Here is a 20,991-nt window from a genome sequence, read left to right on the forward strand (position 1 = left end):
CCTCGGGCTCCGGCTCGGCCGCCTCGGGCTCCGGCTCGGGGTCCGTGGGCTCTGGTTCCGGCTCGGCGACAGGCGCGGGCGCGACCTTCGCGACGGGCGCGGGCGCGGTGACCGGCGCGATCTTGGCAACAGGCTCCGGCGTGGGCTCCGGTTCCGGTTCGACCTCGATCTCGGGTTCGGTCTGTCCGGCGCCGGCGGGCTCGACGATGGACGTCTCGGCGGTGACCGGATCGTCGTCGGGATTCGCGAAATGCGAAGACTGCGCGGAACCGCTCTGATGCCCGGCTCCCGCGGCGTGCCCCGCGCCCGGGATGTACAGGCCCGAGGCGGCCGGCTGATAGCTGCTGTACGAGCCGCCTGCGAGTTCCTGCACACGCGTCGAATCCGCCCGCAGCGCGATCCGTTCGGTCGGCATCGCGCCGTCGAACAGTGCCTCGAGATTCTTGCGGAGCGACGAGAGTTCGGCGCGCAGCGCGGCGAGTTCCTCTGCATCGGCACGCACCTCGCTGCGCACCCGCTTCTCGACGGTGAGCTCGTATTCGCGCCGTGCCGAGATCTCCCGCTCGAGCTGCAACTCGTAGACGGTCTGCAGGTCGCTGACCTTCGCCTTGTCGAGCGCCGACTCGCGCCGGTACTTCGTCATGGCGATGGCACCGACCGTGGCGGCCCAGAGCGCGGCCACCAGTCCCACGCGCAGGAGTTGGACGCTGTCGCTGAAGATCAGGAACAGGGACGCGATCACCGCGAGAGCGAGCAGACCCGCAACGATCATCTGGCTCGCGCTGCGCCTGTTGCGGCGCGCAGACTTGAGGCGACCAGGATTCGTCATGGTGCCAAGGGTACTTGGCCGCGAAGGGTGCACCGCGCATTCCATCCGACCTGCGGCGATCCCCTGTGCCCTAATGCGCGGGCTCGTCCGAGGGGTCGTCGGGGGTGCGGCAGCAGTGTTCCAGCCACAGCGCCGCACCGACGAGCGCCAGTGCCGCGACGAGACCGACCCACGCGCCGGGACTGTCCGAGCCGGCGGCGCGCAACACCGACTGCTGCGGAAGCAGGTACAGCAGGAAGCCTCCCCACACCCCGGCCGTCGCGGCGCCGACGAGTGCGGATGCCTTGGCCAGAGCGGCAACCCGGGCGGCGGTGATCGGGTGCAGCTGACGCGGCCCGTCACCCACCTGGTGGTTACTGACCCGGGATCGCACCATGAACGCGAGCACGACCTCGATCAGCGCGACCGGATACAGCGACGCCCCCGCGTACACGGGGATGGGCGGGAACGACCCGTAGAACACGCGCACCAGGATCCAGGTGGCGGCGACGGCGAGCGCGGCGAGGAACAGCAGATCCCAGATGCGGGTGGGTTTCATCGTGCCCGTCGGCTCCGGCTTCATCGCGACCGCCGGTCCAGGGCGAGGTCCGTCCGGTGCACACCGGCCCGCTCTTCGGCGTCCAGCAGCGGCAGCAGCGCGTCCACGCGGGTCGTCGTGCCGTCGACCGGCAACGCGGCGTCGGGTTCGACGTCCAGCCACGGAATCAGCACGAAGGCACGTTCGTGAGCTCGCGGGTGCGGCAACGTCAGTTCCGGGTCGTCGCTGCGGATGTCGTCGCACGTGACGACGTCGACGTCGAGCGTGCGCGGACCCCACCGTTCGACGCGCACCCGGTCGGCGGCGGCCTCGAGTTCCTGCCCACGCCGCAGCCAGCCGTAGCCGTCGAGGGCGGGATCGTCGGCGACGAGGACCGCGTTGAGAAAGTCCTGCTGCTCGACGCCGCCCCACGGCGCCGTCGAATACACCGGGGACACCGCAACGACCGCGTCACCCAGACCGTCGAGGACGGACTGCAGGTGGGCAAGGCTGTCGCCGACGTTCGACCCGATCGACAGCACCGCGCGACTCATGGTCTCGACCTGTGCGCCACCACCGCGACGTCCGCGAAGGTCAGCGGGATCGGCGCGGACGGCTTGTGCAACACCACCTCAGTGCTCCGGACGCGGGGGTCGGTCATCACCCCGTCCGCGATCTCGGCCGCCACGGTCTCGATCAGGTCCCGGGAGGGGCCCGCGATGATCGCGGCCGCACGCTCGGCGAGGCCGCCGTAGTCCAGGGTGTCGTCGAGGTCGTCCGACGCCGCGGCGGGCGCGAGGTCCATCCAGACGGTGATGTCGACGTAGAAGTCCTGACCGTCCCGCTTCTCGTGGTCGAAGACACCGTGATTGCCGCGAACCTTCAATCCGCGCAACTCGATTCGATCACTCACGTCCGGCTGCACCCCTCGTCCAGGCCTCGGCGACCGCGATGGCGTCGAGGGAGGCCTGTGCGTCGTGCACACGCACTCCCCACGCCCCGTGGGTCGCCGCGAGCGCCGACACGACGGCGGTCGCGGTCTCCCGGCCCGCGGGGGGACGGGGTTCGCCGTCCGCATCCGCGAGCAGCGAACCCAGGAACCGCTTGCGGGAGGCGCCGACGAGAACGGGGAATCCCAGCTCGGTGAACTCGGGCAGCGCCTTCAGCAGCGCCCAGTTGTGATCGGAGTTCTTCGCGAAACCGAGACCCGGATCCAGCACCAGCGAGCCCGGATCCACCCCGGCCTTCACGGCAAGGTCGACCTGCGTCATCAGTTCGTCCCGGACCTCACGGACCACGTCGCCGTAGTGGTCGGCGGTACCGCGGTGCACGTAGTCGCCGGCCGAACGCCAATGCATCAGGATCCACGGAACTCCGGCGTCCGCGACCACCGACGCCATCGCCGCATCGGCACGACCACCGGCGACGTCGTTGATGATCGACGCGCCCGCGCCGATCGCGGCCTCCGCGACGGACGCCCGCATCGTGTCGACGCTGACGCAGATGCCCTCGGCCACCAGGTCCGCGATGACGGGTGCGACCCGTCCGGCCTCGACGTCCGGATCGACCCGCGCCGCGCCCGGCCGGGTGGACTCGCCGCCGACGTCGACGATGTCGACGCCGAGACGCTTCAACGCGAGACCGCGTTCGAGCGCCGCGTCACGATCGAGGAAGCGTCCGCCGTCGGAGAAGGAATCGGTGGTGACGTTGAGAATCCCCATCACCACGGTGCGGCCCGGTGAGGGCAGCTCGATCACGGTCACTTCCGCAGAATAAGGTCCAGAGCCTCGGAACGTGAGGCCGCGCTGGACTGGAGCAGACCACGCACCGCGGAGGTGGTGGTACTCGCACCAGGCTTGCGGATCCCCCGCATCGCCATGCACAGGTGCTCGGCCTCGATGACCACGATCGCACCGCGCGGATCGAGCTTGCGCATGACGGCGTCGGCGATCTGGCTGGTCAGACGCTCCTGGACCTGCGGGCGCTTGGCATACAGGTCGACCACGCGGGCCAGCTTCGACAGCCCGGTCACCTTGCCCGTCCGGCCCGGGATGTACCCGACGTGCGCGACCCCGTGAAACGACACGAGGTGGTGCTCACACGTGGAGTACAGCGGAATGTCGCGGACGAGCACCAACTCCTGGTGCCCCTCGTCGAACGTCGTGTTCAACACGGTGTCCGGATCGGTGTACAGGCCCGCGAAGACCTCGCGGTACGACCGCGCCACGCGGGCGGGCGTATCGCGGAGTCCGGGACGATCAGGGTCTTCACCGATCGCGATCAGCAGTTCCCGCACCGCAGCCTCGGCACGCGGCTGATCGAACACCCGGCCTGTCTCGAGTGCCACGGGCTCACTACCGAGATGATTCACCGACAACCGAAACTCCTCCAGTACCGGGACCGATCGTCCCGAAGCAACAGCCTAGTGTCGGGCGGATCAGTTCGATCCGTCCGGTCCTTTCCAGGCCCTCGTCTGCGCATCGTCGTCCCCGGCGCCCCGCTGCTCGTGCGGCGGATTCCACTGGTTCCCCGGACCCTGGTTGGTGCCCGGCCCCTGATTGCCGGGGTACTGCCCCTCCGGACTCTGGTTGCCCGGATCGCGGGGCGGCCAGCCCGGAGCCGACCATCCCGCGGGGGCGCCGTAGTCGGGACGCGGCTGCGTCATGCCGCCCTGCGGCCGGGCCGGAGTCGGCTGCGAGTAGCCGTTGGCGGGCGCCGGCTGCGGGTACTGCTGCTGCGGCGGGGCCTGCTGCGACTGCTGCTGCGCGAACACCGGTTCGGGCTGCTGGGGCCACGGCTCGCCGCGCTCGGTAGCGAGTTCCCGCGGCGTCTTGACCGGCGGCTTGTCGGACGGGGTCCGGTGCCCGAAGTCGTTGAACGCCGTGATCCGGGGGCGCTTCTCGACGCTGTGGAAGATCTTCTCGAGATCCTTGCGGGTGAGGGTCTCCCGCTCGAGCAGTTCCGTGGCCAGGATGTCCAGCACGTCGCGGTACTCGTTGAGGATCGCCCACGCCTCGGTGTGCGCGGCCTCGATGAGGTTGCGGACCTCCTCGTCGATCTCGCGCGCAACCTCGTGGGAGTAGTCGGACTGCTGCCCCATCGACCGGCCCAGGAACGGGTCGCCGCCCTCCTGGCCGTACCGCACGGCACCCAGCTTGGCGCTCATGCCGTACTCGGTGACCATCGACCGGGCGATCTTCGTCGCCATGTCGATGTCGGAGGACGCACCGGTGGTGGGCTCGTGGAACACGAGTTCCTCGGCCGCGCGGCCACCCATTGCCATGACCAGGCGGGCGATCATCTCGGACCGCGTCATCAGACCCTTGTCGTCCTCGGGCACGGTCATCGCGTGACCGCCGGTGCGGCCGCGGGCGAGGATGGTGACCTTGTAGACGGGCTCGATGTCGGGCATCGCCCACGCGGCGAGCGTGTGCCCGCCCTCGTGGTACGCGGTGATCTTCTTCTCGTGCTCGCTGATGATGCGGCTCTTGCGGCGCGGACCGCCGACGACACGGTCGACGGACTCCTCGAGCGCGGCCTCCGTGATGACGGTGCCGTTCTCGCGGGCCGTGAGCAGCGCCGCCTCGTTGATGACGTTGGCCAGATCGGCACCCGACATTCCGACGGTGCGCTTGGCCAGGCCCTCGAGGTCGGCGTGCTGGTCGATCGGCTTGCCCTGCGAGTGCACCCTCAGGATGGCGCGACGGCCGGCGAGGTCGGGGGCGCCGACCGGGATCTGCCGGTCGAAGCGGCCCGGACGCAGCAACGCCGGGTCCAGGATGTCGGGGCGGTTGGTGGCGGCGATCAGGATGATGCCGGTGCGGTCACCGAAGCCGTCCATCTCCACCAGCAACTGGTTGAGGGTCTGCTCACGCTCGTCGTGACCGCCACCGAGACCCGCGCCACGCTGGCGTCCGACGGCGTCGATCTCGTCGACGAAGATGATGCAGGGGCTGTTCTGCTTGGCCTGGTCGAACATGTCGCGCACGCGGGACGCACCGACACCGACGAACATCTCGACGAAGTCCGAACCGGAGATCGTGAAGAACGGGACACCGGCCTCGCCTGCCACCGCGCGGGCGAGCAGGGTCTTACCGGTTCCGGGCGGACCGTAGAGCAGGACACCCTTGGGAATCTTCGCGCCCAGTGCCTGGTAGCGCGCCGGATTCTGCAGGAAGTCCTTGATCTCGTACAGCTCCTCGACGGCCTCGTCCGCACCCGCGACATCGGCGAAGGTCGTCTTCGGCATGTCCTTGGACAGCTGCTTGGCCTTCGACTTGCCGAAGCCCATGACGCCGCCGCGGCCGCCGCCCTGCATGCGGCTCATCACGAAGAAGAAGATGCCGAGCAGGATCACCATCGGCAGGACGAACAGCAGGATGGACGTGAGCCAGCTCTCCTGCGTGACCGTGGTGTTGTAGCTCTGCAGACCCTTGTCGGAGATCTCGTTGAAGATCTGCTCCGACGCCGACGCCGGATACTTGGCGAGGATCTCGGTCTTGCCGTCGGTGGCGTCGTTGCCGTCCTTCAGCCACAGGCGCACCTGCTGCTCCCGGTCGTCGATCTGCGCCTTCTCGACGTTGTTCGCGTCGAGCTGCGCGATCGCCACGGAGGTGTCGACACCCTTGAAGCCGCGCGTGTCGTTGCCGAAGTAGCTGAAGGCGTAGATCACCAGCAGGATGCCGGCAACTATCGCCAGGTTTCGAAACACAGTCTTACGGTTCATACAGGTCGGCCGAGATGGCCGGTCCTTTCGAGAGTGCGGGTCTTCCGGGTGCGCCTTCCGGCTGCCAACCGGACAAACCAGGTTACCGCGAAGGCACCCCGGCGACTCCAGGTAGCAGCCAACCGCTGTCACGAGCGGTCTCTATTTCGTTCAACGCGCGCGGCGGCCCATCGGTTCCCTCCGCCTCGATCCGGGTCCGGATGTGCGGGAGGTCACCGCGTAGGCGCGACCCTCGGCCAGCCGCCGCCGACCCGCTCGATGTGGGCGGCCAGGGCCAGGATTCTGGCCTCTCCGCCGGGTGGCGCCGCGATCTGCACGGCCAGTGGGGTGCCCGAATGCGAGTGCGTGCCGACGGGGACACTGGCCGCCGGCCAGCCGACGAGATTCCACAGCGCGCTGAGCGGGGCGTACCGCACGTTGGCCACGATGTTCGACAACCACGACCGCTCGCTCCACGTCGTCGCCGCGAGCGGCGGCTGCGCGAGCGCGGGGGTGATCACCACGTCGTAGTTCTCGAAGAAGGCGCGCAGCGAGTCCTCGAGCCTGTTCACCTGCTGCGGGCGGACGAACCGGCCCAGCGCGCGGCCCAACGCGACGTGCCTGCGGGTCCGCGGCTGCAGTCGCCTGCGGTCGAGGCCCTCCGCGTCGGCGGCCGTTCCCGCCGTCCAGCGGGCGAGAACCGGAATCAGGTTGACCGGGTACGGCAACGTCGCGGGCTCCACGTCGTGGCCCGAGCCGGTCAGTTCCGTCCCCGCACGCACGGCCGCGTCCCGCCACTGCGGATCGACCGTGGCCAGGAACGTCGGCGACCCCGACGCCACCGCGATCCGCAGTGGCTCCGACGGCCCGATCCTTGCGAGTTCGGGACGGTCGGCGATCACGGACAGCATGAGGGCGGCGTCGTCGACGGTCGTGGCGATGGGCCCGTTCTCGGCCATGCCGAACCAGGAGGTGGCGCCGAGTTCGGACGGCACGACTCCCCTGCCCGGTTTGATACCGAACACTCCGCAGTTCGCCGACGGGATGCGGATCGACCCCAGACCGTCGGTCCCGTGCGCCAGCGGCACCATTCCCGCGGCGACGGCGGCGGCCGCTCCCCCGGACGAGCCGCCGCAGGTCCGGGACGGATTCCACGGGTTGCGGGTGATGTGGCCGGGCGCGTCGGTGGTTCCCCACACCGCCAGTTCGGGCAGGGTCGTCAGGCCCACCACCACCGCTCCCGCCGCCCGCAGTCGCGCCACGACCGGATGGTCGGCGGCCTTCGGTTCGGCGCTGGTCGCGCCCGATCCCTCACGCATCGGCAGCCCGGCCACGGGGATGACGTCCTTGATCGCGACGGGCACTCCGGCCAGTGGAAGAGTGGCCAGATCCGGTCGGCGGGACAGGGCCAGCGCTTCGGCTCGGGCCTGGTCGCCGAGGACCGCGGCGAACGCCTGGATCTTCGGTTCACGCTCCGCGATGGCCGCGAGCGCGGCCTCGACCTGCTCCATCGGGCTCGAGACGCCCGAGCGGACCTGCTCGGCGACGACGACGGCTGAGGTGAACGGGGAGTCCCCCATCACCCGAGTATATGGTGCAGCGCAGCAGCGATTTCGAGTATTCGCGCTGGATACGGCAGGTCTGCGGGGTTACCATTCGCTTGTCCCTGGATGGGACTCTTCACACCGCTCCAGACAACCTCGATGTGCCCAGAGAACCCGCCCAGTAGAACCCTCGATGTGCAATGACCAGAGGAAACGGGTCGGGCAGAGACGGATCGGCCGCTGGATCGGACTCTGCCGAACGGACCGTCGGAGTCACGAACTCCGAACACGAGAGCAGCGAAGCGACGGTCGCGGCCGGCCCGTCGACGGTGACGGCTGAGCAAGCACTGTCGGCACGGACGATGACCGCCGAGCAGACCGCGTCCGCCGAACAGACCGCCGCGTCCGAACAAACCGCTGCCGCCGAACAGACCGCGGAGGCCGAGCGAACCGCTGCCGCCGAACAGACCGCGGAGGCCCGTCCGACCGTGACCGCCCGGCAGCCGGACACGCTCATCACCATGCCGCCCGGCAATGCGGCGCTCGACGACGTGGAGGTCGGGCAGCAGGTCGACGACTTCGATCTGCTGATGGGGCTGGGCAGCGGCGCGTTCGGCCGCGTGTTCCTCGCACGCCAGCGGTCGATGCAGCGTCTCGTCGCGGTGAAGATCTCCCACGACAAGGGCAACGAGCCGCAGACCCTCGCGCAACTCGACCACGACTACATCGTCCGCGTGTTCGACCAGCGGCTGCTCGAGGACCGTCAACTGCGCCTGCTCTACATGCAGTACCTGCCGGGTGGCACCCTGCTGCGGGTTCTGCGGCGCGTGCGCGTCACCCCCGAGCGGGAGCGGACCGGCAGCCTGCTGCTCGACGTCGTCGACGAGGAGATGCGGGAGAAGGGCGAACTCAGGCCCACCGACTCGAGTGTGCGCGACGAGATCGCGTCCCTCACCTGGCCCGAGACGATCGCGTGGCTGGGACGGCGACTGGCCGAGGCCCTCGACTACGCAGGCAAGCGCGGCGTCCTGCACCGCGACATCAAACCCGCCAACATCCTGCTGACGGCGGAGGGTGTGCCCAAGCTCGCCGATTTCAACATCAGTTTCAGCGACACCGTCACCGGGGCGTCACCGCTCGCCTACTTCGGCGGGTCCCTGGCCTACATGTCCCCCGAGCAACTCGAGGCGTGTCACCGCGGAATGCCGGGAACGGCGGCGGACCTCGACACCCGCAGCGACATCTTCGCGCTCGGGGTGATGCTGTGGGAGCTGATGTGCGGGCGGCGTCCGTTCCAGGACGAGGACGTGTCGAGCGAGTCGCTCGCCGCACTCGAGGCGATGCTGGACAGCCGCAGCCGCGACGTCGACCCGGAATTCCTGGACCAGTTGCCCGCCGACTGCCCGCCGTCGCTGCGCCGGGTACTGCTGACGTGTCTGGCGCCGAAGCCGGAGGACCGGTGGTCGTCCGGCGCCGAACTGGCCCAGCAGTTCGACCTGTGCCTGAACCCGCGGGCCCGTGATCTCGTCGATCCGCCGCCGAACAGTTGGCGCATGCGGTTGCGCCGCTTCGCGCTTCCGATTCTGGTTTTCGGTATCGCGGTGCCGAACGCGCTCGCGGGCGCGTACAACTATCACCACAACAAGATGCTGATCATCAGCAATCTGACGCCGGAGGCGCAGCAGTCGTTCGAGGGGATCCAGTTGGTGATCAACTCGATCGCTTTCCCGTTGGGCGCGATCATGCTGCTCTACTGGTGCCGCTACCCGCTGCTGGTTCCGCGGGGTCTGCGCAAGGGCCGGACGTACGACCGCCAGACCCTGGCCCGAGCCCGCACCGACACGTTGCTGCTCGGCGACCGCGTGGTGCTCGTGGTGTTCGGGTTGTGGGTGATCGCGGGAATCGCCTATCCGATTTCCCTGCAATTGGCGGCGGGGAACGTGCCGCCGGGCGCGTACGTGCACTTCATCGCGTCGCTGATCGTGTGTGGTGCGGTGTCGGTGGCGTACCCGTTCTTCGTGGTGGCGTTCTTCGCGGTGCGCTGCATCTACCCGACCCTGCTACCGCAGGACATCGCGAGCAGCGCCGACGCGCACAAACTGCGGGGACTCGACCGCCGCAGCACGCTGTATCTCGCGGTGGCCGCGTCGGTTCCGCTGGCCGGTGTGGCCGGGGTGACGTTCCTGTCGCCCGACGAGATCACGCTGGTGATCATCGCCGTCCGCATCCTGTGCGTCGGCGGCATCTTCGCGTTCGTCGGCGTGTACTGGCTGTTCCGCCAGCTGGAGCAGGATCTGCGGGCGCTGGAGCTCGCCGTGTCCCACGAACCCGTCCGCTGACGGGCGGGGTTCAGCCGCCGTAGACGGAGGGCTCGAGCGTTCCGATGTACGGCAGGTCGCGGTAGCGCTCGGCGTAGTCGAGGCCGTAGCCGACGACGAATTCGTTGGGAATGTCGAAGCCGACGTTCGCGACGTTGATGTCGACCTTGATGGCGTCGGGCTTGCGCAGCAGCGTGACGACCTCGAGCGACGCCGGGTTCCGCGTCGAGAGATTGCGCATCAGCCAGGACAGCGTGAGACCGGAGTCGATGATGTCCTCGACGATCAGCACGTGGCGGCCGGCGATGTCCTTGTCGAGGTCCTTGAGGATGCGCACGACACCCGAGGACGACGTGGACGACCCGTAGGAGCTGACGGCCATGAACTCCATCTGGGTGGGGATGGGGAGGGCCCGCGCGAAGTCGGTCATGAAGAAGATGGCGCCCTTGAGGACACCCACCAGGAGCAGATCCCCTTCCGGGGCGCCCTCCGGGTAGCGCTTGGCGATCTCCTCGGCCAGTTCGACGGTACGTCGACGGATCTCGTCCTCGGAGATCAGTACCGATGCGATGTCGCCTTCGTACACGCGATCAAACCCTTCGTCGGTCGTCCAATCCGACGTTCAGCCTGCCACGTCGCCGTCGGACCACCAACCTCGCATCCGGTGTTCCGCCCCCGACCGCCACCTGTCCCTGTCCCCGCCACCGTGCGACGAGGTCGTCCACGGCCCGCAGCTGGGTGTCTCCGAGGCCGCGCGCACCGGCCGCGAGCAGCCAGCTGCGGAGTACCCGGCGGCGGACGGGCGGCGCCGACAGGGCCAGGAGCACCGCGTCGATTTCCCCGTCCACCACGACTTTCGCTTCGGCGTCGGCGGCCACCGCGTCGAGGACGGCCCCTTCCTCGCGCAGGTGTTCCCCGGTGCGGGCGAGGGCCCCGGCGACRCCGCCGCCCAGGACGTCCTCCAGCAGCGGCAGCACCTCGGTGCGCAGTCGCACCCGGACGAAGTCGGGTGAACTGTTGTGCGGATCCTCGTGCGGGCGCAGGCCTAGTTCCGCGCAGGTCTGCCGGGTCACCGCGCGTCGCACGTCCAGTAGCGGCCTGCCCCATGGGCTGTCGTAGGGGCTCATTCCCCAGATGGATCGACCGCCCGAACCGCGCGACAGCCCGAGCAACACGGTTTCGGCCTGATCGTCGAGGGTGTGCCCCAGCAGCACCGGGCGGGTTCCGCGCGCCGAGTCGAGGGCCCGGTAGCGGGCCTGCCGGGCGGCGGCCTCCAGCCCGCCGGTTCCGGTGACGTCGACGGGAAGCACCTCGGCGGACGCACAACCCAGGGCCCGGGCACGCGCTGCCGCCTCGTCGGCGACGGCGTCCGACCCCGGCTGCAGCCGGTGATCGACGACCAGGGCGATAGCCGAACGCGCCTCGGCGGCGGCCGCCGCGGTCAGTGCCAGTGAATCGGCGCCGCCCGACAGAGCGACCGCGACGTCGCCGTCCGTGGCGTGTGCCGCGATCCAGCGCCGCACCGCGTGACGAACCTCGAGGATCGCCGGCTCCTCGGGAAGCACTGTCACCGGCTCAGTCCTTCGCGAATCAGCCCAGCACCCGGGACACCCAGGCGTCCGGCGCGTCGATCTCCGCGAGCCGGGGCAATGTGTCGGGGCCCGTCCACACGACGTTGAACCGGTCCATCCCGACCTTGTCCACGACGGCGTCGACGAATGCCTTGCCGCGCACGTACTGCGCCATCTTCGCGTCCATTCCGAGCAGCGCCCGGATGACGCGCTGCACCGGGTTGCTCTTGCGGCGGCGCCGGCTGTCGAAGGCCGCGCGGATGGCGGCCACCGACGGCACGACCGCGGGACCGACCGCGTCCATCACGTGGTCCGCGTGCCCCTCGAGGAGTGTGCCGAGCACCAGCAGACGGTCGAGTGCCTCACGCTGCGGCTCGGCCTGGGTCGCGCGCAGGAGTCCGACGATGCCGCCCGGCGCACCCGACTCGTCGGGCTCCGTGCGCCCACGGTCGCGCAGCGCGGAGGACAACCGGCCGACCATGTCGGTGATCGACTCGTCCTCGGCGGATCCGAGGGTCTCCACCGACTCCTGCATGTACCCGGTGAGCCACGGTGACGACGAGAACTGCACCCGGTGCGTCACCTCGTGCAGGCACACCCAGAGCCGGAAGTCGCTGGGCCGCACCCGCAGTGTGCGCTCGACGGACACCACGTTGGGCGCGACGAGCAGCAGGGTTCCGTTGTCGCCGGTGAACGGGTCGTACTGGCCGAGGATCGCCGAGGACAGGTAGGCGAGCATCGCCCCGGCCTGAATGCCCGCCGGCTTGCCGAGGAGCATGCCGGGGGCGGCGTCGCCGCCGGTGAGTTGCGACATCGAATGCGCGGCGGCGTGGATCCACCCCGCCCGGTCGAGGATCTGGGCGGTGGGCACCGGCAGTCCGTCGGCGAGGCCGGTGACTTCACGGACGGGCAGTTCCGCGCGCATCGACGCGTCGGCCAGTTCCGCGACCACGGTTTCGGCCGTGTACCGCGACGTGGCGGGCCCGCTGCGTGCCAGCCTCACTCCCGTCCTGGCTGCGAGTTTCCAGTCGACGGCACCGCTGAAGGCATTTCCCTCGGCGGCCATCACTCGCACCCGCACGTGCGGAGCGCGGCCGCCAGTGCGTCGAGCGCGGGACGGCTGACCTCCGGCGGGCGGTCGTTGGACATCAGCGCGAACGTGAGGACGCGCCCGTTCTGGTCCACCACGTAGCCGGCGAGGGCGCTGGCCGTGGACAGGGTGCCGGTCTTCGCGCGCACCCATCCGGCGCCCGTGCGGTTCCCCGACGCGTACCGGTCCGACAGGCTGCCCGTGGCACCGGCCACCGGCAGGTAGTCGAGCATCTGCCGCAGGGCGGGATTTCCCTCCCCGGCAGCGGCCGTCAGGACCTGGTCGAGCGTGTGCGGTGCGATGCGGTCGTCCACGGACAGCCCGCTCGCGTCGTGCAGCGTGAGCCCCGACAGATCGAATCCGGCGCCGGACAGGGTCTGGCCGATGGTCGCGACGGCGCCCGCGAACGATGCTTCCGCGCCGGCATTCATGGCAACCTCCCGCCCGATCGCTTCGGCAAGCACATTGTCCGAGTGTTCCATCATCTGCCGCAACCGGTCGCGCAGCGGCGCGGACTGCACACTCGCGACGGTGGCGGCGCCGGGTGCCGCGACGCCCGACGCGACCGCAGACGGGTCGACGCCGAGCGCACCGGCCAGCGTCCGCCCGGCGTCGAGCGCGGGCGTCGAACTGCGCGGCGACTCGTCCACGAGTGGGTCGGCGCGTCCGCCGTCGATCATGATCGGCTCGGTGGGGGTGATGAATCCGGCGCCGACATCGGTCGGGAACCACCCCTGCGCCATGGTGTCGCCCGAGTAGATGCCGGTGTCGACCACGATGCGCGTCACCTGGATGCCCGCGTTCCGGATCTGATCGACCAGTTGCGAGATGTGAGCCGCACCCGGGTAGTAGCCGTTCTCCCCGACCGGCTTCGCGGTGAGAGTGGGATCACCACCGGCGACGAGGACGATCTCCCCGGGAGTCGCCCCCTGCACCACCTTCGTCGTGACGCGGTGGTCGGACGGCAACGACAGCAGCGCGGATCCCGCGGTGAGGACCTTGGTGGTCGACGCAGGCGTCATCGGGGTCTGCGGGTTGACGCTCCACAAGACCTGACCGGTGACCGCGTCGGCGACCGTTCCGCTGAACTTGCCGAGGTCGGGGTTGGCGGCGGCCGGATCGACCGCGGCCGCGATCCCCTGCGCAGTCGGCATCGGCGCGTCGTCCGGGACCGGCGTGACCTGCGGGGCCGCGATGATCGGCGCCGGTGCGGGGGCGATCGTCAGTTCACCGCGGCCCGCCGACGCGTTGTGCGCGCTCACCGCGACCACCAGCACGGCGGCCATCGCGAGCACCACGACGACGACCGACGCGAACAGAATTCGCATGTTCCGACGGTGGCGTCCCGCCAACGAGCCCATCTTCTTCTTTCCCTGGCCCGGCAACGCGCCTCCGTCTTCACTGTGATTCGTGGGTGGTCAGACAACCAACCTTATCCTCGACCCGATATCCTCTCCCCGAATCATCATCGACACGACAGCGAGGAATCGGCGTGGAGTTCGACGTCACCATCGAGATCCCCAAGGGTCAGCGAAACAAGTACGAGGTCGACCACGTGACCGGTCGCGTGAAGCTGGACCGCTACCTGTACACCGCGTTCGGCTACCCGGCCGACTACGGCTACATCGAGAACACCCTCGGCGAGGACGGCGACCCGCTGGACGCGCTGGTTCTGCTCCCCGAGTCCGTGTTCCCGGGAGTCATCGTCGAGGCACGTCCCGTCGGCATGTTCAAGATGGTCGACGAGGCCGGCGGCGACGACAAGGTGCTGTGTGTGCCCGCCGGCGACCCGCGCTGGGACCACATCCAGGACATCGGCGACGTCCCGCAGTTCGAACTGGACGCCATCAAGCACTTCTTCGTCCACTACAAGGACCTCGAGCCGGGCAAGCACGTCGAGGCGGCCGACTGGGTCGGGCTCGCCGAGGCGAAGGCAGAGGTCGAGGCCTCGCTCGAGCGTCTGAAGGACAACGGCGGGCACTGAGCCCGACGTTCGTTCGAGCGGCGCCCAGTTCTCCCGTCATCGGGTGGACCGGGCGCCGTTGCCGTCTCACTCCCCCGCGTCGCCGCGGGCCGCGGCCTGCAGTCCGGACTCACTCCGCAGGGGTACTTCCTTCCACAGCACGGTGAGGACGAACGCGACGACGGCGAGTATCGAGACGCTGAGGAAGACGGATCCGATGGCGTCGGCGAATCCTTGCCGGAACGGCAGGGCGAGCACGTCGTCGAGTCTTCCGATCACCGAACTGTCCGTGAGGACGCCGCTGACGCCTGCGTGGTCGGGGCTGAGCATTCCCTGACCCATGGCGGCCTCGGCGGGGTCGTTGCTCTGCGCGGCGGCTACCACTGCCCGCCGGAAGTCGGAGGTGCCCGCGGCGGCCGTCACGCGCTCGCCGATGGCCGGGGTGAGGCGGGAGAAGAGGATCGACAGGAAGATCGCGACGCCTGCCGTGCCGCCGATCTGCCGGAAGAAGGTGGCCGCTCCGGTCGACACCCCCATGTCCTGCGGGGGCAGGGCGTTCTGAATGGCGAGGGTGAGCGGCTGCATCAGGTTTCCGAGACCGAGTCCCAGGATCAGCATGAACGCCATCACGACGGGCATCGGGGTGTCGGCTGCGAGCGTGTGCAGCAGGAACGCGGCGACCGCGATCAGGGCGGTCCCCAGGATCGGGAAGTACCGGTACCGCCCGGTCCGCGAGATCATCTGGCCGCTGACCACCGACCCGGCCATGAGACCGAGGACCATCGGCAGGATCTGGAACCCGGCGAGGGTGGGGCTCGAGCCCTTCACCACCTGCAGGTACTGGGGCAGGAGGGTGATGCCGCCGAACATCACGGCGCCCACGACGAGGCTGATGACGACGCCGAGCGCGAAGGTGCTGTTGCGGAAGAAGCGCATCGGGATGAGCGCGTCGTCTTTCATCGCCAGTTCCACGAGCACGAACGCGAGCACGCCGACTGCGCCGATCACGTAGCACGCCAACGACTTCGAGTTGCTCCATCCCCAGGTGTGCCCCTGTTCGGCGACGACGAGCAACGGCACGACACCCACCGCGAGGGCGATCGCGCCCCACCAGTCGATCCGCCTGCTTCCGCCCGGTCGCCGCGGAAGCTGCAGCACCCGGGAGACGACGGTGAGCGCGACCAGCCCCACCGGCACGTTGACCAGGAAAACCCAACGCCAGCCGTCGATTCCGAGGATCACGTCCTGCCCGGCGAACAGTCCGCCGAGCACCGGCCCGAGCACGCTGGACGTGCCGAACACGGCCAGGAAGTAGCCCTGGTACTTGGCGCGCTCACGCGGGGAGACGATGTCGCCGATGATGGTGAGCGCCAACGAGAACAGGCCGCCGGCGCCGAGTCCCTGCACCGCACGGAAGGCCGCGAGCATGTACATCGACGTCGAGAACGTGCACAGGACCGAGCCGATCACGAACACCGTGATGGCGAACATGAAGAACGGCTTGCGGCCGTAGATGTCGGACAGCTTGCCGTAGAGCGGCGTCGCGAGGGTGGCGGTGACGAGGTAGGCGGTGGTGGCCCACGCCTGGAGCGAGTAGCCGTCGAGGTCGTCGGCGATGGTGCGGATCGCCGTCGCCACGATCGTCTGATCGAGCGCGGCGAGGAACATGCCGAGCATCAACCCGCTGAGTACAGCCAGGATCTGCCGGTGGGTGTAGGCCACCGGCGTTTCGACCGAATTCGACACTGTTTCCTCGCTGCGCTGTCGTTTACTTGTAGTCGGCAAGTATGCGAGCGCAGCGAGGATTCGGGCAACTGTTGGACTGGGCTTTACCTGCGGATAAGCTCTGCCGCCGCCGGACTACTCGCCCTTGAACTCGGGGGCGCGCTTCTCGAAGACTGCGGTGATCGCCTCGGTCAGGTCCTGAGACGGCAGGAACGCAGCGTTCCACGCGGCGACGTAACGGAGGCTGTCGTCGACGGCGGCCGCCCGGGAGTGGTCGAGGACGTCCTTGATGCCGTGCACGACGAGCGGCGGGTTCGCCGCGATCTCGGCTGCGGTGGCGTGCGCGGCCGCGAGGACGGCGTCGGCGTCCGCGAAGACGTCGTTGACGAGACCGATCTTCTGCGCGCGGTCCGCGTCGATGTCCTTGCCGGTGAGCGCGAGTTCCCGCAGATGGCCGTCGCCGATGATGGCGGGCAGCCGGGCGAAGCTGCCCATGTCGGCGACGATCGCGACCTTCACCTCACGGATGCTGAACTTCGCGTCGGCGCCGGCATAACGGATGTCGCAGGCGGAGATCAGGTCGACGCCGCCGCCGATGCACCAGCCCTGGATGGCCGCGACCACCGGCTTGCGGCAGTCGGCGACCGCGTTGATGCCGGACTGCATCCGCTTGATCATGTCGTGGAACGCGGTGCGCGGGCCTGCCTGTGCCTTGTCCGCGAGCACGGAGCCGAAGCTGCCGCTCATGGCGGGCAGGTCGAGACCGAAGGAGAAGTTCTTGCCCGAGCCCGCGATCACCACGGCCCGCACATCCGGATCGGAGTCGAGTTCACCGAAGATCTCGGGGAGCTCGCTCCAGAAATCCGGCCCCATCGCGTTGCCCTTGCCGGGTCCGGTGAGTGTCACCTGCGCGACGTGATCCTTGCGCTCGACGGTGAACGCATTCCAGGTCTTCTGTTCGGTCATTACTCGAGAGTAACCTCCGCTCGCCGGTGTCAGGAGAAATACCCTGGAGGTCTCAGCATCGCCTTGCGAACGGACAGCCGCGATGACGCATCGGACGACCCCGGGTGGCGACGCCGTGGTCGTCGGCGCCGGAATGGGTGGTCTACTGGCCGCGGCGGCGCTCGGCAGCACGTTCCGGAACGTCGTCGTCCTCGACCGCGACGTTCTTCCCCACGCGGCCACGGCGCGCCGGTGTGTGCCGCAGGCCCGGCACGTGCACGCTCTCCTCGCCGGTGGGCAGGCCGCGATGGAGGACCTCCTGCCGGGTCTCGTGCCCGAACTCCTCGCCCTCGGCGCCACCGCGGGCGACGCGCTCGGCGACATCCGGTGGATCGTCGACGGGCACCGGATGGCCCGCGCGACCAGCGGGGTTCCCGGCATTCTCGCCAGCAGGCCGCTGGTCGAGTGGCAGGTGCGGCGGCGGATTCAGGCCCTGCCGAACGTGCGGATCCTGGACCGTTCCGACGTCACGGGTCTCGCCCTGGACGGCGGGAGGGTGACCGGCGTGACCGTGCAGCACCGGGGCGGGGTTCCGCCGGAGGTCGTCCGGGCCGATCTCGTCGTGGATTCGTCGGGCCGCAGTTCGCAAAGCGTCGCCCGGCTCGGCGCGCTGGGGTTTTCGCCGCCGTCCGAGTCACAGGTGGCCGTGGCCGTCAGCTACGCGACGAGGCACTTCCGGCTCGACCCGCCGCATCTGGACGGCGATTCCGGCATCGGGATGGCGCCGGGACCGTCGAGTCCGCGCAGTGGATTCATGGGCGTGCAGGAGAACGGCACGTGGATCGTCACGCTCGCCGGGTACGGCGACGACGTGCCGCCGCTGGATCCGGGCGGGTTCCTCGACTTCGTGAAGTCGTTCCCGGCTCCGGACATGTACGACGCACTGCGCACGGCCGTGCCGGTGGACGACGGCGTGCGCTACCGGATCCCGACGACCGTCCGGCGGCACTATTCCGCGGACGATCTGCCGCCGAACTATCTGCCGTTCGCGGACGCCATCTGCTCGTTCAATCCCATCTACGGTCAGGGGATGAGTGTCGCCGCGGTGGAGGCGCAGATCCTGCGGGACTGCCTGCGGTCGGGTCGGACGCATCTCGCTCGCCGGTTCCTGCGCGGGGCGAACCGGTGCATCGATGCCGCGTGGACCCTCACCGCCGACAATGACCTCCGGATCCCGGCCGTGCCGGGACGACGGTCGGCGCGGGTGCGGTTCGCCAATGCCTATGCGTCCCGGCTCGACCGGGCCGCGTCCGTGGACCCGGCCGTCGGGTCCGCTTTCCTCCGGGTGACGCATCTCCTCGACCGTCCGGGGACGCTGCTCCGACCGGCGACGGTGCTGCGGGTTCTGCTCGCCTCCCGCTGACGGACCACCGCAGGATTACCTGTATGTTGACGTCACAGATACCTGGAGGATCTGCGCCGCCACGAGAGGAAATCCGTGCTCGACATCGCCTGGAACCCGACGCTGAACACGCTGACCCGCAACGCCTGGCGGCTGTCCTTCGGCGGCGGCATCGCGCCCGTCCAGCGCACCCCGTCGACCCGCATCCACGAGGCACCCCATCAGGACCTGTACCGGTTCGACGGTTCCGACACCGACGACGACCGGCCCATCCTCCTCGTGCCGCCGCTCGCCGCGCCCGCACAGTGCTTCGACCTCCGGCCCGGCCAGAGCCTGGCCGCGCACCTGGCCGGGTCGGGAAAGGCCACGTATCTCGTCGACTACGGAACGATGGGCTACGCCGACCGCGGCCTGGGGTTCGAGGACTGGGTGGACAACTTCATCCCGGCCGCCGTCGACCGCGTGTCCCGACTCCACGACGGCGCACCCGTCGACCTGATCGGCTGGAGCCTCGGCGGCACGATGTCGCTGCTCACGGCCGCCGGCCGGGGCGATCTGCCGATCGGTTCGGTGACGGCGATCGGCACGCCGATCGACTACGAGTCGGTGACCATGATCGCGCCGTTGCGGGCGGTCGGCCAGTTCACCGGCGACCGTCCCCTCACCACCGCCACGGGAGCGATGGGCGGACTGCCCGCGCCACTGGTCCAGGCCAGCTACCGTTTCACCGCACTCCAGCGCGAACTCACCAAGCCGTGGTTCATCGCGCGGAACCTGCACGACACCGAGACCCTGGCCCGCATGGAGTCCATCGACCGGTTCATGGCCGACATGCCCGGGTACCCCGCACGCTTCTTCCGCCAGGTCTGCACCCAGCTGATCCTCGGGAACGCGCTCACCACAGGGAGCTTCGAGACCAGGAACGGCGCGATCGCGCTCGCCGATCTGACGGTGCCGGTCCTCGCGATCGGCGGCACCGAGGACGTCATCGCCCCGATCCCGTCGGTCCGGGCGGCGACGGACGTGCTCACCGGGTCACCGTCGGTGCGGTTCGAGTCCGCGCCGGGCAGCCACCTGGGACTCGTCGCGGGCCCGAAGGCCAAGGACTCCACGTGGGCACACATCGACGGCTTCCTCGACGGGGTCGTCGCGCAGACCGCCTGACATCAGACCGGCCCGGACTGTTCATGCGAGCCCGGCCCGGGCTGTTCAAACGAGCCCGGCCCGGACTGTTCAAACGAGCCCGGCCCGGGCGACGGCACCTGCGAACAACGCGGTGACCGCGGCGCCCATCGTCTGCTGGTCCACTTCCTCCGGGTCGACCGAGTGTTCGAGCACGAGGCCGGAGATGAGGGCCATCAGCGAGATGGCCGTGGTGCGGACGTCGAACGTGTCGTCGACTCCCCACTCCCGCGCGCGCTCGCCGATCAATTCGACGAGCCGTCCCCGCAGTTGCCGCCGTTCCCGCAGGTAGGCCTGCGCGATCTGCGGGTCGCGGGCGGCGAGCACACCGAATTCGAGTACCAGCAGCGACCAGCCCGGCTCACGCACCATCCACGACGCGACGGCCTCGCCACCCTTCCCCGCGGCGTCCGTCGGGTTCATACCGGCGATCTCGGCGAGCACCCGTCCCGCGAGTTCGAGTGAGCGCGCCGCGAAGAGTTCGGCGAACAGGTCCTGTTTCGACTCGAAGTTCGAGTAGACCGCGCCCTTGGTGAATCCGGCCCGGCGCGCGACCTCGGCGAGCCGGGCCGCACTGAAGCCACGTTCCGCGAATTCCTCCGCCGCCGCGTCGAGGAGGCGCCGGCGCACGACGTCGCGACCGGGACGCGTCGTCGGCGTCCATTCGGTGTGACGACTGTCCGGTTGACGTTCTTCAGTCACGATACCTATGGTATTCAATACCCACGGTATCGACAAGGATCGAGGACGTCCGATGACCATCACCGCCAGCGAAACCACCACCCCGGCTCCCGCGCACCACGACAGCCCGGTGTCGAAATACGGCGCGCCCAAGGTGATGGCCGCGCTGGTCTTCGGTGTTCTCCTCCTCCAGCTCGGCTTCATCCTCAGTTACGTGGCCGCGTTCCATCAGCCGACGCCCCGCGACATCGAGATCGGTGTCGTCGCCGCGGCGGGACTGCCCGCCGGGACGGACCAGCAGGTGGCCAACCGGCTCGACGCGATCGACGGCAGGCCGCTCCGCGCACGGGTCGTCTCGGACACCGCGGACGCCCGTCGCCTCCTCCACGACCGCGAGATCCAGGGCGCGTTCGTCATCAATCCCGCCGGCCCCGACACCCTGATCACGGCGAGCGCGGGCGGCAGTTCCATCTCCAGCGCACTCGAATCTGTCTTCACCCAGGTGGAGAACAGTCAGGG

19 protein-coding genes and 1 pseudogene are annotated in these 20,991 nt (G+C 69.4%); 5 read left to right on the forward strand and 15 right to left on the reverse strand.

All coding sequences use genetic code 11. The features are described 5' to 3' along the window. From AC1DWT_RS40255 to AC1DWT_RS40290, 8 genes are all read right to left on the reverse strand, one after another. Positions 1-829: DUF6779 domain-containing protein (locus AC1DWT_RS40255; protein ID WP_477924889.1), on the reverse strand; the 829-nt coding region annotated here is incomplete at its 3' end. 70 nt (positions 830-899) lie between these two features. Continuing rightward, positions 900-1,367, reverse strand: a complete 468-nt coding sequence (locus tag AC1DWT_RS40260) for a DUF3180 domain-containing protein (protein WP_179377657.1) — start codon at positions 1,365-1,367, stop codon at positions 900-902. Between the two features lie 20 nt (positions 1,368-1,387). Continuing rightward, positions 1,388-1,900, reverse strand: coding sequence for a 2-amino-4-hydroxy-6-hydroxymethyldihydropteridine diphosphokinase (gene folK / locus AC1DWT_RS40265; RefSeq protein WP_095862991.1), 513 nt, complete (start codon positions 1,898-1,900; stop codon positions 1,388-1,390). Then, a complete protein-coding gene (folB, locus tag AC1DWT_RS40270; RefSeq protein ID WP_087559822.1) occupies positions 1,897-2,259 on the reverse strand; it encodes a dihydroneopterin aldolase in 363 nt (120 codons plus the stop codon). The genes folK and folB overlap by 4 nt, the downstream gene beginning before the upstream one ends. Beyond that, positions 2,252-3,109 (reverse strand): dihydropteroate synthase, encoded by an 858-nt coding sequence (gene folP, locus AC1DWT_RS40275; protein ID WP_477924891.1) that lies wholly within the window; start codon positions 3,107-3,109, stop codon positions 2,252-2,254. The genes folB and folP overlap by 8 nt, the downstream gene beginning before the upstream one ends. Continuing rightward, the gene (gene folE / locus AC1DWT_RS40280; RefSeq protein WP_043826734.1) at positions 3,106-3,723 is read right to left on the reverse strand and encodes a GTP cyclohydrolase I FolE; all 618 of its coding nucleotides are present in this window, start codon (positions 3,721-3,723) and stop codon (positions 3,106-3,108) included. The genes folP and folE overlap by 4 nt, the downstream gene beginning before the upstream one ends. 60 nt (positions 3,724-3,783) lie before the next feature. Continuing rightward, a complete protein-coding gene (gene ftsH / locus AC1DWT_RS40285; RefSeq protein ID WP_387489993.1) occupies positions 3,784-6,072 on the reverse strand; it encodes an ATP-dependent zinc metalloprotease FtsH in 2,289 nt (762 codons plus the stop codon). A 212-nt stretch (positions 6,073-6,284) separates the two neighbouring features. Further along, positions 6,285-7,631 (reverse strand): amidase, encoded by a 1,347-nt coding sequence (locus tag AC1DWT_RS40290; protein WP_095862989.1) that lies wholly within the window; start codon positions 7,629-7,631, stop codon positions 6,285-6,287. A gap of 164 nt (positions 7,632-7,795) precedes the next feature. Here AC1DWT_RS40290 and AC1DWT_RS40295 point away from each other — a divergent pair, with 164 nt between their 5' ends. After that, a complete protein-coding gene (locus AC1DWT_RS40295; RefSeq protein WP_072947352.1) occupies positions 7,796-9,934 on the forward strand; it encodes a serine/threonine-protein kinase in 2,139 nt (712 codons plus the stop codon). Positions 9,935-9,944: 10 nt separating this feature from the next. On the opposite strand, the gene hpt is transcribed toward AC1DWT_RS40295, so the two are convergent. The 4 genes from hpt to dacB are packed head-to-tail and all read right to left on the reverse strand — an operon-like array spanning position 9,945 to position 13,935. Beyond that, complete coding sequence (hpt, locus tag AC1DWT_RS40300) at positions 9,945-10,499, reverse strand: hypoxanthine phosphoribosyltransferase (RefSeq protein ID WP_072947351.1); 555 nt, start codon at positions 10,497-10,499, stop codon at positions 9,945-9,947. Between the two features lie 4 nt (positions 10,500-10,503). Further along, positions 10,504-11,484 (reverse strand): tRNA lysidine(34) synthetase TilS, encoded by a 981-nt coding sequence (gene tilS / locus AC1DWT_RS40305; RefSeq protein ID WP_477924893.1) that lies wholly within the window; start codon positions 11,482-11,484, stop codon positions 10,504-10,506. 19 nt (positions 11,485-11,503) lie between these two features. Further along, positions 11,504-12,550 carry a zinc-dependent metalloprotease gene (locus AC1DWT_RS40310; protein ID WP_095863583.1) on the reverse strand — a complete coding sequence of 349 codons (1,047 nt, stop codon included), beginning with the start codon at positions 12,548-12,550 and terminating at the stop codon, positions 11,504-11,506. After that, positions 12,550-13,935: a D-alanyl-D-alanine carboxypeptidase/D-alanyl-D-alanine endopeptidase gene (dacB, locus tag AC1DWT_RS40315; protein ID WP_387490032.1), complete on the reverse strand. Its 1,386-nt coding sequence runs from the start codon at positions 13,933-13,935 to the stop codon at positions 12,550-12,552. Before dacB ends, AC1DWT_RS40310 begins: the two co-directional genes overlap by 1 nt. Positions 13,936-14,066: 131 nt before the next feature. On the opposite strand from dacB, the gene AC1DWT_RS40320 reads away from it, so the two are divergent. Next, complete coding sequence (locus AC1DWT_RS40320) at positions 14,067-14,558, forward strand: inorganic diphosphatase (protein WP_072947348.1); 492 nt, start codon at positions 14,067-14,069, stop codon at positions 14,556-14,558. A gap of 66 nt (positions 14,559-14,624) precedes the next feature. Here AC1DWT_RS40320 and AC1DWT_RS40325 read toward each other — a convergent pair whose 3' ends face one another. Next, on the reverse strand, positions 14,625-16,322 hold the full coding sequence (locus tag AC1DWT_RS40325) for an MDR family MFS transporter (protein WP_477924896.1): 1,698 nt from the start codon (positions 16,320-16,322) through the stop codon (positions 14,625-14,627). A gap of 75 nt (positions 16,323-16,397) precedes the next feature. Then, positions 16,398-17,228: a crotonase/enoyl-CoA hydratase family protein gene (locus AC1DWT_RS40330; protein WP_072947346.1), complete on the reverse strand. Its 831-nt coding sequence runs from the start codon at positions 17,226-17,228 to the stop codon at positions 16,398-16,400. A gap of 82 nt (positions 17,229-17,310) precedes the next feature. Between AC1DWT_RS40330 and AC1DWT_RS40335 the strand changes: the two genes are divergently transcribed. Then, entirely contained in the window at positions 17,311-18,630 is a 1,320-nt protein-coding gene (locus tag AC1DWT_RS40335) for an FAD-dependent monooxygenase family protein (RefSeq protein WP_477924898.1), read from the forward strand. 75 nt (positions 18,631-18,705) lie between these two features. Continuing rightward, positions 18,706-19,773 carry an alpha/beta fold hydrolase gene (locus AC1DWT_RS40340; protein WP_477924900.1) on the forward strand — a complete coding sequence of 356 codons (1,068 nt, stop codon included), beginning with the start codon at positions 18,706-18,708 and terminating at the stop codon, positions 19,771-19,773. 69 nt (positions 19,774-19,842) lie between these two features. Here AC1DWT_RS40340 and AC1DWT_RS40345 read toward each other — a convergent pair whose 3' ends face one another. Next, positions 19,843-20,553 carry a TetR/AcrR family transcriptional regulator gene (locus AC1DWT_RS40345; protein ID WP_206016170.1) on the reverse strand — a complete coding sequence of 237 codons (711 nt, stop codon included), beginning with the start codon at positions 20,551-20,553 and terminating at the stop codon, positions 19,843-19,845. On the opposite strand from AC1DWT_RS40345, the pseudogene AC1DWT_RS40350 reads away from it, so the two are divergent. After that, positions 20,546-20,991: pseudogene (locus AC1DWT_RS40350) on the forward strand (hypothetical protein); the annotation flags it as partial. The gene AC1DWT_RS40345 and the pseudogene AC1DWT_RS40350 overlap by 8 nt on opposite strands.

It is taken from the genome of Rhodococcus sp. P4_B6, from assembly GCF_056402215.1.

Bases quoted from the DNA above. Each gene is read 5' to 3' on its own strand.
- AC1DWT_RS40335 (WP_477924898.1), top strand. From the start codon at position 17,311: ATGACGCATCGGACGACCCCGGGTGGCGACGCCGTGGTCGTCGGCGCC.
- dacB (WP_387490032.1), bottom strand. From the start codon at position 13,935: ATGGGCTCGTTGGCGGGACGCCACCGTCGGAACATGCGAATTCTGTTC.
- AC1DWT_RS40310 (WP_095863583.1), bottom strand. From the start codon at position 12,550: ATGGCCGCCGAGGGAAATGCCTTCAGCGGTGCCGTCGACTGGAAACTC.
- AC1DWT_RS40260 (WP_179377657.1), bottom strand. From the start codon at position 1,367: ATGAAACCCACCCGCATCTGGGATCTGCTGTTCCTCGCCGCGCTCGCC.
- AC1DWT_RS40290 (WP_095862989.1), bottom strand. From the start codon at position 7,631: ATGGGGGACTCCCCGTTCACCTCAGCCGTCGTCGTCGCCGAGCAGGTC.
- AC1DWT_RS40330 (WP_072947346.1), bottom strand. From the start codon at position 17,228: ATGACCGAACAGAAGACCTGGAATGCGTTCACCGTCGAGCGCAAGGAT.
- AC1DWT_RS40295 (WP_072947352.1), top strand. From the start codon at position 7,796: ATGACCAGAGGAAACGGGTCGGGCAGAGACGGATCGGCCGCTGGATCG.
- AC1DWT_RS40345 (WP_206016170.1), bottom strand. From the start codon at position 20,553: ATGGTCATCGGACGTCCTCGATCCTTGTCGATACCGTGGGTATTGAAT.
- ftsH (WP_387489993.1), bottom strand. From the start codon at position 6,072: ATGAACCGTAAGACTGTGTTTCGAAACCTGGCGATAGTTGCCGGCATC.
- folK (WP_095862991.1), bottom strand. From the start codon at position 1,900: ATGAGTCGCGCGGTGCTGTCGATCGGGTCGAACGTCGGCGACAGCCTT.